Raw genomic sequence first — 12,501 nt, 5'->3', positions numbered from 1 at the left:
TTAACATGAAAAATAGATTTTATTACATCATAGCCGCAATTGCGGTACTTTTTTCATCATGTAAAAAAGATAATTACGATGCACCCGAAGCTGATTTTACAGGCAGAATTGTATATAAAGGGGAAGCCATTAATGTAGAGTACGGTCAGGTAAATTTCGAACTCTGGCAATCAGGCTTTGGTAACTATTCCGCTTTAAATGTTAATGTAAATCAGGATGGTAACTATTCAGCTAAATTGTTCGATGGTAATTATAAACTTGTTTTCTCACCCAACCAAGGGCCGTTTCTTTGGAAAAAGAATGCAGCCGGAAAGCAAGATAGCATTGCCGTAAACATCAACGGAAGCAAAACACTCGATATCGAAGTGATGCCTTATTACATGATCCGCGGCGCAACACTTACTGCAACTGCGGGTAAAGTAAATGGTTTTTGCAGACTGGAAAAAATTATTACCGATGCAAATGCAAAAGATATCGAAAGGGTATCGCTGTACATCAATAAAACACAGTTTGTAGATGGCGGAAATAACCTTGGTGATGGTGCTGTGCAGAACATTTCCGGGCAGCAATTGCCGATTTAAACAATCTGAATTTATCGGTTACGATTCCATCAATGACGCCCACGCAAAATTATGTTTTTGCACGGATTGGTGTTAAAATAGCAGGAGTGGAAGATATGATTTTTACCCCTGTGGCGAAAATAAGTTTCTAAAAAAGATTGTCACGTTGAGCCTGCCGAAACGCTTTAATAATAATGATAAGCAAATCTTTCGGCAGGCTCAGGACGACGTGTTGTATGATTTAACGTCTACATCACTTAAATTATCATATCTTAAGGTTTGCTAACCATTATTATCGGATGAAAACTTTTATTGGTATTTTAGTATACTTATCGATATTTTCAATAAGTCGTTCAGTAAGTGCTCATCCCGCCGGGTACCTGGTAAGCGATACCATTCACCTTGCAGACCCAACAATTTTTGTAGATAAGGGCGTTTATTACCTCTACGGCACCAGCAGCGATAAAGGTTTTTTGGTTTATCGCTCTACAGATCTTAAAAACTGGGGCAAGCCTGCCGGCAAAAACAATGGTTTCGCCTTAACAAAAGGTGATGCTTTTGGCAGTAAAGGTTTTTGGGCACCGCAGGTTTTTAAAAGGGGCAATACTTATTTTATGGCTTACACCGCCGATGATGCAGATTGCCATTGCCCATAGCCAAAGCCCCCTAGGCCCATTTATACAAGAAAAAGTAAAAGCCCTTTCTGGCATAGGGAAACAGATTGATCCATTTATATTTACCGATAGCAATGGCAAAAACTACCTTTACCATGTTAAGCTAGATCATGGCAACAGGATATTTGTAACCGAACTGAAGAGTGATTTATCAGATGTGATCCAGGAAACCACCAAGCCCTGTTTATCGGGAACTGAAACCTGGGAAAATACCGCTAAAACAGATTGGCCGGTAACCGAAGGACCAACGGTTTTGAAGAAAGACAATGTGTATTACCTTTTTTATGCTGCAAATGATTTCAGAAACCCGGATTATGCCGTGGGTTATGCAACATCAAAATCGCCAACCGGGCCATGGTTAAAGTATGATGGAAATCCAATCATCAGTAAAAAATGGGTTAATATTAATGGAACGGGTCATGGCGATTTCTTTAACGATAAAAACGGCCGGTTACAATATGTATTTCACACGCATTATGCAAATCAGAAAGTATCGCCAAGGGCCACAGCTATTGTAAAGGCTGCCTTTGTAAAAGATAAAAAAGGGATCTATCAAATGCAGATCGATCAAAAAAGTTTCCGGTTTTTAAAAGAAAGCTTAAATGGTTCTCCTTAATGTTAAATTGAATGCATTTGTAGAAATATTGAAACAAAACTAAATCGGTTTACGAAAAGAAATCGCTTATTTTAAAGATTACAGAAAATACAAAACCCGGTAAAAAATGGCAGTAAAATACAATCAATGAAAAAACTAAACCTTAAATGCCTTTTTGTAATGCTGAGCCTGTTTTTTGTAGGCAGATCAATCGCGCAAACCTTCACAAATCCGTTGCTTCCATCAGGTGCCGATCCTTATAGTTATTATAAAGATGGCTATTATTACTATACAAATTCATTGGGCAACAGGGTAGACCTTTGGAAGGCTAAAAGTTTGGAAGGATTGAAAACCGCCGAACGTAAAACCATTTGGAAAGCCCCGGCCGGTACAGCATACAGCAAAGAAATCTGGGCACCGGAAGTAATGTTTTTAAGAGGCAAGTGGTATGCTTATTTCGCTGCCGATGATGGCAATAATGATAACCACCGCATGTATGTTTTAGAAAATGCAGCTGCGGATCCTATGAAGGGAGAATGGGTATTTAAAGGAAAAATAGCCGACCCTACAGATAAATGGGCCATTGATGGAGATGTAATCGATTTTAAAGGTCAGTTGTACATGATTTGGTCGGGTTGGGAAGGAGACCGGAACGGAAAACAGGAAATCTATATCGCTAAACTTAAAAACCCATGGACGGTAGATGGCCAACGCGTTAAAATCTCGACACCAAAATTCGATTGGGAAAAGATTGGTGATTTAGGTGGTGGTGCACACGTAGATGTAAATGAAGGGCCTCAGTTTCTGGTACATGGCGACAAAATATTCATCATTTATTCTGCCAGTGGCTGCTGGACGGATTTTTATGCGCTGGGCATGCTATCAGCATCGGTAAAAAGTAATTTGCTTGATCCAAAATCATGGACAAAATCCGAAAAGCCTGTTTTTCAACAATCGCCAAAGGATGGAGTTTACGCTCCGGGTCATAATTCATTTTTTAAATCACCCGATGGCAAAGAAGATTGGATTTTATACCATGCCAATGATAAACCAGGGCAAGGCTGCGGTGGCTTCCGTTCGCCAAGGGCACAAAAATTTAGCTGGAATGCCGATGGAACACCCAATTTTGGTACACCCCTAAAACCTGGTGAACGCTTAGCCTCACCATCAAAAACAAAATAAAAACTAAACCAGATAAAACCGATATGAGTTTAAAAAATTATGTTCTCCTGGCTGCACTGAGTTTGAGCGTAAGTACAGGATTTGCACAAAAAGCCAAAAAAAACACAGAGCCCGCAAAAGTATGGCCGGTAGAAAAAGCCAATGCCTGGTATAAGGAAAATAAATGGCTAACCGGAGCAAACTATATCCCATCTAATGCCATTAATCAGTTGGAAATGTGGCAGGCCGATACCTTCTCTCCCGATTTAATAGATAAAGAGCTCGGATGGGCAGAAGGGATTGGTTTTAATACGCTGCGTGTATTTTTGTTCAGTAAAGCCTGGAGCCAGGACCCTGAAGGTTTTAAAAAACGAATGGACCAGTTTTTAACCATTACCCAAAAACACGGCATTAAACCAATGTTTGTTTTCTTTGATGATTGCTGGAACAAAACTTCGGCTATCGGCAAACAGCCAGAGCCCAAAACAGGTATCCACAATTCGGGTTGGTTGCAAGATCCGGGCGACCCTGCTTTTAAAGAAGAAGCCAACTTTCCTGAACTCGAAAAATATGTAAAAGATGTGCTTGGCCATTTTGCACATGATAAAAGAATCCTGCTTTGGGATTTGTACAATGAGCCGGGTAATAATGGCAAACTCGATGCAACCATTCCTTTGTTAACTAAAACCATCAGCTGGGCACGTTCCGTAAATCCCGATCAGCCAATTACTATCGGCTTGTGGAGCTGGGGTTTCGAAAAGCTTAATGAAATACAGTTGGCCAACTCTGATATTGTTACCTACCACAACTATGAAGCACCAGATTGGCACCAGCGTACGATAGATTTGTTAAAAGCCAGTGGAAGGCCATTAATCTGCACCGAATACATGGCGCGCTCACGCAATAGCCGCTTTGCCAACATTTTGCCAATGCTTAAAAATGAAAATGTTGGAGCCATTAACTGGGGCTTTGCTGCCGGTAAAACCAATACTAAATATGCTTGGGATACCCCATTGGCCGATGGTTCTGAGCCAATTGAATGGTTTCATGAAATCTTCCAGCCAGATGGAACACCATACCGCCAGGATGAAGTTAACCTGATTAAAAAACTCAACAACAAATAAACCCGATTCCAGGTCGGCGTAAGCCGGCCTTTACACACAAATTTAAACCAATGAATAAAAAAGTATCCATCCTTTTCTCGCTGCTAGGGCTTTCGCTTACACTTTCCGCTCAGCAACAAGATAAATCATGGTCTATGGTAAAAGGCAAAATCTCTTCACCATGGGCACAGGATGTAAATCCGAAAAATGTTCTTCCCGATTATCCACGCCCTCAGTTCGAGCGCACTGGCAACTGGAAAAACCTAAACGGACTCTGGGATTATGCCATTTCTGAAAAATCACAGAAACCAGCCATCAACCAAGGCAAAATTTTGGTTCCCTTTGCCGTAGAATCTTCACTCTCTGGTGTTGGTAAAACAGTAGGTAAAGACAGTTTGCTTTGGTATAAAACCAGCTTTACAGTACCATCTAACATGAAAGGCAAAGAAATTTTGCTTCATTTTGGCGCGGTAGACTGGAGAAGTACGGTAACCATAAACGGTAAAGAAGTGGGTAAGCACGAAGGTGGTTTTGATCCTTTTAGTTTCAATATTACGCCGTTTTTAAATAAAAGTGGCAATCAAACGCTTACTGTCGAAGTTTGGGACCCTACAGATGATGGCCCTCAGCCAAGAGGTAAACAGGTTAAAAAGCCCGAAGGGATCTGGTACACGCCTGTTACGGGTATCTGGCAAACCGTGTGGATTGAGGCCGTAAATAAAGCGCACATCGATCACATAAAAATTACACCCGATATTGATCAGCAGTCGGTAGCTGTAACCCCTGTTTTAAGTGGCGCAGTTACAGGTGATCAGGTTAAAGTTTCTGCATGGGATGGGACTACAAAAGTTGCAGAACAAACCGGTAACGGAACAGATGCAATAAGTTTAAAAATTGCCAATCCTAAACTTTGGAACCCGAAAAACCCATTCTTATACGACCTTAAGGTTGAGTTGATTGCGAAGAATAAAAAAGTGGATGAAGTTAAAAGTTACTTCGCCATGCGCAAAACCTCGATGGGTAAAGATGAAAAAGGCATTCAGCGGATATTGTTAAACAATGAATTTGTTTTTCAATACGGCCCTTTGGATCAGGGATGGTGGCCCGATGGGCTTTATACCGCACCAACAGATGCTGCATTAAAATTTGATGTGGATAAAACCAAAGAAATGGGTTTCAACATGATCAGAAAGCACATTAAGGTAGAGCCTGCACGTTGGTATTACTATTGCGATAAAGCAGGGATGCTGGTTTGGCAGGATATGCCGAGTGGCGACCTGGGTAACGGTTGGGAAAACCGCCCTGGTGTTTTAGACCACGGATCGGACCAGAATAGAAGCGCAGCCTCTGAGGGGTATTATAAAAAAGAATGGAATGCCATTATTGATGCCCTTTACAATGTACCCTCTATTGTAGTTTGGACTCCTTTTAACGAAGCATGGGGTCAGTTCAAAACGGTAGAAATTGCAAAATGGACAAAAGAGAAAGATCCTTCGAGGTTGGTAAATACAGCCAGTGGAGGTAACTTCCATCCGGTAGGCGATATTATCGATTTACATAACTATCCACATCCGGCAATGCCTAGTCCAGATTATTTCGGAAAAGATTATGCACTTGTACTGGGTGAATTTGGAGGCTTGGGCCTACCAATTGATGGCCATGTGTGGCAACAAAAAAACAACTGGGGTTACCAGAGCTTTAAAAACAAAACCGATCTTTTTAATAAATATGCGGAGTTTACCAAACGTTTGGAACAATTAATTCCATTGGGACTTTCGGCAGGTGTTTATACTCAAACTACTGATGTGGAAGTAGAAACAAATGGCTTGATGACTTATGACAGGAAAGACATCAAATTTTCAGAAACACAAATGAAAGCTTTGCACGATAAACTGTATCAGATCAGCGTACCTGTGAAAAAATAATTTCTCATCAAATTTTAAAAAAAGCTGGACTGGTGCAAACCATCCAGCTTTTTTTATTGAAATGGTTTAACTTCCTCTTATATTCAGCAAATGGAAGTTAATCTTTCCAATCGATTACCTTTAATTCATCTCCAACGGAGATAATACCCGGGTTTTGGTGCAACAGGTTCTGCCCGAACATTATCTTTTTATTTATGGTGCGGTAACCAGCCAATGTTCTAAGTGGTTCCTGTCCTTTCTCGCCTGTTTGCTGATCGATAGTTATAAGTACGCACCTTGCGCATGGTTTTACGGCAGAAAATAAAGTATCTCCAATATAAAATGTTTTAAAAGTATCTTCAATGTGAGGGCTTCCACCGGTAAATACCAAATTTGGACGGAAACGGTCCATACGAATAGGATCATCAAGTTTTTCATTCAAGCCATCGAGCGATGATTGCCCGATAAGCAGGCATGGATACCCATCTGCAAAGCTTACTACCTGGTTATCGGAAGCATATTTCGGGTCTACCAGTCGCTTTGCTCCCTGGGGCATTTTGACCAGCTTCACTTTGAATTTCAAGAAATCAGAAAACCATTTGCTTACAGCCTTGCTTACTTCGAGCCCTGTTGAGGCATCATCCCAGATAACCACCGAAATCTGTTCACCCGTATCTTCATCCAAGGCAAAAGAAATTTCTTTTTCATTTAAAGTTTTATGCGATACAATCAACCTGTCATCAGTGATGTTTACTTTTAGCAGAGCCAGTTCAAAATGCTTGCGTTGGGTAATAAACATGCCTTCTTCATCAACCAGCATCCACCTTCTGTCGTATTGCAGGCCTTTGTCTTCCAGCTGTGCTTTTTTTAGGCTTATGCCTCCCAGTGATTTAATGGGATAAATGTTGATTTCGGAAAGCACAAAATGATTCATGCTTTAAATATAAAAAACACATGCCGAATTATCTGTCAAATGTTTGTGCTAACATTTTTAAAAAAAGTTTAAGCGTAATTTTTTGTACAACGATACAATCGTTAAGCTATTTATGTGCCCATTTAAGAAACAAGACCATATGCTTCGTTATTTCGGGCAGCGTGCACCGTAGCCGAAAAATCCAATGGTAATCAATCTATCTTTCATGCTAACGCTCGTTTCAAACGGGCGTTTAATCGTAAATCGTTTAGAACGTTACGCTCAAATAGTAGTGCCGACTAACGGCTTTACAAAATTTCTATACCCTTCTGTTCAAACGCTTCAAAAATCTGTTCATTTACCATACTTCGGGTTAAATCAGCCTTCGAAATATCCTTACACCAAAAATAAATATTAATGGTGCTGTTCAGCTTACTTACCGGACTGATCATAATAATTGGTTCTTTGCTTATAAATACATTATTGTTTGCAGTAATGATCTCCCTAATTAAGCCAACAACTTCTGTAGAGTTAAAAGGTTTAGCAATTAAAAGTGAAATATCTACACGCATCTGGTTGTTGCTCAGCGTCCAGTTGATGATGTTATTCGATAATATAGAGCCGTTGGGGATAATAATTTCTGCACCTTCATCGCTCAGGAGTGTACTTGCGCGTACACCGATTTCTTTTACCCTGCCTTTTTTATTGCTCAATTCAACAATATCGCCTATACGTATCGTCTTATCAAAAATGAGGATAATGCCCGAAACGAAATTGCTCACAATGTTTTGCAGGCCTAATCCAATTCCCACACCCAGTGCACCAAGAATAACCGTTATTTTATCAATCGGTAAACCCGATGCAGCAACGGCAATCATAAATCCGCCAATCAGCAATACCAAACGCGTAACCAATAATTTTGAACGTTCGCCTTTATTGTCATCAAAACTATCATCTCCGGTATCGCCGAAAAAGTAGGCAATATATTTTTGCAAGAAGTTGGCAATCCAGATAATGCCCAGAAAAAGTACAATGCCGCCGAAGGTAAAAGAGAAACTTCCGATGACTCTTTTCTCCGTCAGGATTTCCATTACCGACTCGTAAAGTCCGTTAAAAATATTAAGGTTGGTGGTAAAAATTACAAACCAGATAATGGTGGCACCAATTCCTGTTAGTCTTTTAAGCCCGTTAATTACAGGCTGCCAGTCGAAGTGTTCCGGAAACCCCTTTCTAATCCTGCTGCTCTTCATTTGCAGCAAGAAAGCCTCCACCAATACTTTCGCCAGTATGGTAAGTGAAATGGCATTCAACAGCGAGCTTACACCGGTAGAATAGAAAATTTGTGTAAGTGTAAAACGGCCGAAAAGGTTACAAAAGATAGCGATTATGGCAAAAGCGGTATAGATAAAGCCTGTGGTCAGAATCATTTTATACCTTTTGGTTTTCTCATCAAGCATTTTCCACACGTTTAAGCCATAAATAACCGAACTAATGGTTAAAAAAAGCAATAACCAGCGTTGGTATCTTGGTGGCATACCCAGTAAGCGCAGAAAAACCGGGGCAAGGAGCAATACCACAAATATGCACCAATAATAAAATAGCTTTGCGTCTAATTTTTTACGGAAAAATACCGTGAGCAATATGGCCAATATCACCTGTACCGCTTCTATGTAAAGCGCAGGGGCCCGCAGATCGAAAATGGGGGCCAGTGCAAAAAGCATAATAAAGGTAATGAGGTAGGGCTGCGGACTGATTAACGAAAAACCATCAAGGGTTTCTAAACGGCCGCGCTGTTTTACGCTTCTGAAATTAAAAAATACCCAAAAGAAAAATACCGCGCAGGTAAAGAGCAGCAACGCTCTACTGCTCCTGGTGTATACAAAATAATAACCCGAAATTTCCTGTTCACCCTTAATAAACCTCCGGAAACCCATGCTTCTATTGGCCGGTCGGTTTACCGATTCCCAAAGGTAACGTCGCTCTTTGCCAAAAGCTTTTATACTCACAGCATCAAGCTGGTTATCGGTAAGGTACATCAACTCCTTAATGTTAATCAGGTTCGAAGAGGTTCTGGCCTGTAAATTATTTATTGTTAAGGTGGTGGTTTTAAGTAAACTATCCATCACAACATGTTTCTTCTTTAGCTCCGCAAACTGATCTTTAAACATGATGCGCATGGCAGGTTGCGTAAATACCTTAATCAGTACAGTATCCTTTCGCAGGTTAAGAATTTCAGTTTTAAGCGCCCGCAGTTCCTTTTCATATTCATCAAGGTCTGCCAAGCAATCTTTATTATTGCTTCTCAGCTCTTTTAGCAAGGTTTCGTCCATCTGCAAATTCTGCAGGTTCATTGTGCGGTCGCTTTGCGTCAGTCTACTTTTAAGCAAGGCAAGTGCAGCTTCATCCTGCGTTAAATGCGCTTCTATTGGTCTTAATTTTTTAAAGGAAGAAACCGTTACAGGTACTTTATTTACCACCTCGAAAACTTTCTCCAAATGGGCAAGGTAATCGCCTTTGGTAAGGGTAGCAGAATCTGAAAGGAGAGATACATCCTGGCTCTTATCTACAGGTTTACCTTTTTGTGCAAATGTTTCGCCCGTAAAAAATAAGATGAAAAGTATAGGCAAAAAGTTTCGGATAGCTATGGAGAAAGAATTTCTTGTTATCATTGGGTTTTAAAAGTATTGAATATCTTTTTTTGCAGGAATGTAGGGTCAAAAATAACGATTTGAATTGATTTTATAGATAATGCCCCTGGCTATAACAACGAATTGAATAATTGATAAAGTATTTAACAAACTAATGTTCATTTGAACAGAAATCGTTTAATTTTAATCAACATTTATCGCCTTTGGTGGTTTACAACCTTATTGCCATTCAAAATTAGAAGATCGCTCATGAAAAAACAGACAAAAATTATCGTTGCCATTATAGCCGTTATATTTTTACTTGTAGTGGTGTTTGTTTATAAATTACATTGGTTTGGTGCGGGCATGAAACCACAGCAGGCAGCAGCAACCACTAATCCCGATAGTGCCGTACAGGCTGTTGTCGATACTCAAAAAGTAATTCTTCAGGCAAAAAATAGCGATGCAAAACCAATAGCAGCTGTCGAATTTCCACAGCAGGGAAACACTGTTGAAGATTTTGTAACCGAACCGTACCAAATTACGATGGATGCGAAAGGGCTACTCGATAACGATAACCTTGAAGATGTGGTTTTGGTGCTTCAAAACAAAACAGACAGTACCGATTTGCGGCCTACCCTGGTTTTGTTTAAGCAGCCCGCGGGCGGTTACCGTTTATATGCTGCTTCCTGGCAGGCCATTGGTGCCGCGTACATCAATGGCGATTATCAGCAATATGATAGTGAAGACATCAAAATAGATGAACAAAGAAATTTAATCATTTCAACCTTTGGTAGTGGCCCCGTAGGCAACCGCGAAACCAGGTACCGCTTTATTGATAATGAGTTGGTATTTACCTATATGGAAACCTACAATGTAGGTGCCGGCCAACAAACAAGAGTAGAATATGATATACTAAACAGGAAGATAACTACTGAAGATATCAATACGATGAAAGAAAATATGCCCTCTGAATTGAGTTATGGCACAATGCGCAAACACAAACCCTACCTGTTTAAAGAAATAGACCCAATGACGGTTTTTACGGAGTAGCATTCAATACGCTCAAACTGCACCCTTATATAATCAAATTAATACATAGCTAACTTAAAGGCAAAACTGCGTTAATATTAAGCTAACGAAGGCAGACTAATTTTGCCTGTAAGATGAGGGATGTATATTTAAGCAAAAGTGATGAAGATTTAATGTCTTTATTAATGAATGAAGACCGCCTTGCACTCGAAATACTTTTTCACCGCTACTACGCCCCTTTATGTAAGTTTAGTTCCATTTATGTTAAAGATTACAATAAGGCAGAAGAATTAATCGCCGATCTTTTTATGCGCTTATGGGATAAACGGAACCATCTCGAGGTAAAATCGGTTAAAAATTATCTGTTTACATCTGCCAAAAACCTGTCTTTTAATGCAATTCAGCGGGCAAAGCTAACGTTACTGAGCTTAAACGATCATCAAAATACACTTGAGTATCCCGATAGCCATTTAAATCCGCAAGAATTATTAACCAGTAGAGAATCCTATACCGAAATTATAGCCCTGATAGATCTTTTACCATCTAGGCAGCGTGAAGTACTTTTAATGAGCCGGATAGATCTGCTTGGAAAAGATACCATTGCCGATCTTTTAGGCATTTCAGTACGAACGGTAGAAACCTTACTATACCAGGCACTGAGAAATTTCCGTTCATATACCACCAACCGGCCCACCATTTAATCGCTCTATTCCATACTAAAGGTATATCCCCCCACTTAACATTTTGTTAATGGTAACTTAATGTTTTTCGCTACGTATAATATCCGTTTATGCTGTCTTACCGGTAGAACAGCGATTAAATGAACGAACGTTACTATAAATTAATAGAAGATTACAGCAAAAAAACCATCCGTAGTGAAGATTTAACGGATTTACTAATATGGGTTGACAGCAGTTTGCAAAATCAGCAAATTTTTAGAGATACCCTACAGGCATTCGAAACCGCCGATTACTACTTAAATAAACCTGTAAACCAGCAAAAAAGCTGGTCGGCCATTCAGCAGCATATCGAAAAAACAAAAGAGGTTAATTTACCCCTTGCCAAAAAAAACAAACTGCTCTATTACCTTAAAATAGCAGCCGCTATAATTATCGTAGCCCTATTGCCGATCGTATATTTCAATAATTTCCATCCTGCAAAAAGCGCCGTTACCTATAATGAAATCTATAATCCAAGCGGTCAGAAAAGGCTGGTAACCATGCCCGATGGGTCGAATATTTACCTTAACGGCGACAGTAAAATCCGCTATGCTCAAAATTTTAATACCGGCAAAAGAATTGTTTACCTCGAAGGAGAAGCTTTTTTCGATGTTCAGCATCGCAGCAAGCAGTCTTTTATTGTATACACCGGAAAAGTAAGCACCACGGTTTTGGGCACATCCTTCAACATTAATGCCTATCAATCATTAAAAAATATCACTATCACCGTGCATAGTGGTAAGGTAGGCGTAGTAGTAAAGCGTAAAAATACAACAGCACCGGCTCAGTTTCTTTTACCGAATGAGCAGCTTACCGTGAATAAATTTACCGGAATGGCATCAAAACAAAATGTTAACGCCATCGACTTCGACAGTTGGAGAGAATATAAACTCTTTTTTTACGACAAACCCCTGAGTGAAATTGCGGAGGTAATTGGCCGCGAGTACGACCTTGATATTTCAATCAAGACAGAAGCCTTAAAAGAAATTAAGCTCACTGCAAAATTTGATAAATGCTCGGCAAAACAGATTATGGAAACCATAGCTAAACTGACCGGCTCAAAATACAAAATCTATGAAAACAAAGTAATCATTTATGAACAATAAACGATAAGATAGATATGAAGTAAAACTACTAAAAACGAAAAATGGCCCGAAATGCTGGACACATTCCGAGCCCTAAAAACTGTTTAAACTCATTTGACAAAGCAAAA

Annotated in this window: 10 protein-coding genes and 1 pseudogene; 9 read left to right on the top strand and 2 right to left on the bottom strand. The window is 39.8% G+C overall.

The features are described 5' to 3' along the window. Nucleotides 1-5: 5 nt before the first annotated feature. The 6 genes and pseudogenes from AC0IWE_RS14290 (at nucleotide 6) to AC0IWE_RS14265 (ending at nucleotide 6,018) form a co-directional block, all read left to right on the top strand. A complete protein-coding gene (locus AC0IWE_RS14290; protein ID WP_471793568.1) occupies nucleotides 6-581 on the top strand; it encodes a DUF3823 domain-containing protein in 576 nt (191 codons plus the stop codon). Nucleotides 582-613: 32 nt separating this feature from the next. Beyond that, nucleotides 614-712: a DUF3823 domain-containing protein gene (locus AC0IWE_RS14285; protein ID WP_471793567.1), complete on the top strand. Its 99-nt coding sequence runs from the start codon at nucleotides 614-616 to the stop codon at nucleotides 710-712. A 147-nt stretch (nucleotides 713-859) separates the two neighbouring features. Beyond that, a pseudogene (locus tag AC0IWE_RS14280) lies at nucleotides 860-1,850 on the top strand (glycoside hydrolase family 43 protein). A 126-nt stretch (nucleotides 1,851-1,976) separates the two neighbouring features. Beyond that, entirely contained in the window at nucleotides 1,977-3,011 is a 1,035-nt protein-coding gene (locus AC0IWE_RS14275; protein WP_471793566.1) for a glycoside hydrolase family 43 protein, read from the top strand. A gap of 23 nt (nucleotides 3,012-3,034) precedes the next feature. Then, entirely contained in the window at nucleotides 3,035-4,114 is a 1,080-nt protein-coding gene (locus tag AC0IWE_RS14270) for a glycoside hydrolase 5 family protein (protein WP_471793565.1), read from the top strand. 50 nt (nucleotides 4,115-4,164) lie between these two features. Next, a complete protein-coding gene (locus AC0IWE_RS14265; protein WP_471793564.1) occupies nucleotides 4,165-6,018 on the top strand; it encodes a glycoside hydrolase family 2 protein in 1,854 nt (617 codons plus the stop codon). A gap of 97 nt (nucleotides 6,019-6,115) precedes the next feature. Here the strand turns inward: AC0IWE_RS14265 and AC0IWE_RS14260 are convergent, their stop codons facing one another. Both AC0IWE_RS14260 and AC0IWE_RS14255 read right to left on the bottom strand, forming a co-directional pair. Then, nucleotides 6,116-6,931 (bottom strand): MOSC domain-containing protein, encoded by an 816-nt coding sequence (locus tag AC0IWE_RS14260; protein ID WP_471793563.1) that lies wholly within the window; start codon nucleotides 6,929-6,931, stop codon nucleotides 6,116-6,118. Nucleotides 6,932-7,218: 287 nt separating this feature from the next. Continuing rightward, the gene (locus AC0IWE_RS14255) at nucleotides 7,219-9,579 is read right to left on the bottom strand and encodes a mechanosensitive ion channel family protein (protein WP_471793562.1); all 2,361 of its coding nucleotides are present in this window, start codon (nucleotides 9,577-9,579) and stop codon (nucleotides 7,219-7,221) included. Between the two features lie 228 nt (nucleotides 9,580-9,807). Between AC0IWE_RS14255 and AC0IWE_RS14250 the strand changes: the two genes are divergently transcribed. The 3 genes from AC0IWE_RS14250 (at nucleotide 9,808) to AC0IWE_RS14240 (ending at nucleotide 12,394) form a co-directional block, all read left to right on the top strand. Next, nucleotides 9,808-10,590, top strand: coding sequence for a hypothetical protein (locus tag AC0IWE_RS14250; protein ID WP_471793561.1), 783 nt, complete (start codon nucleotides 9,808-9,810; stop codon nucleotides 10,588-10,590). Between the two features lie 113 nt (nucleotides 10,591-10,703). Continuing rightward, a complete protein-coding gene (locus AC0IWE_RS14245; RefSeq protein ID WP_055911177.1) occupies nucleotides 10,704-11,270 on the top strand; it encodes an RNA polymerase sigma factor in 567 nt (188 codons plus the stop codon). Between the two features lie 119 nt (nucleotides 11,271-11,389). Further along, the gene (locus AC0IWE_RS14240; RefSeq protein ID WP_471793560.1) at nucleotides 11,390-12,394 is read left to right on the top strand and encodes a FecR family protein; all 1,005 of its coding nucleotides are present in this window, start codon (nucleotides 11,390-11,392) and stop codon (nucleotides 12,392-12,394) included. Nucleotides 12,395-12,501 lie beyond the last annotated feature (107 nt).

The sequence above is a fragment of the Pedobacter sp. AC402 genome, assembly GCF_979252805.1.
Note: the sequence above shows the minus strand (reverse complement) of the source record. Positions and strands in the feature narration are given on the sequence as shown.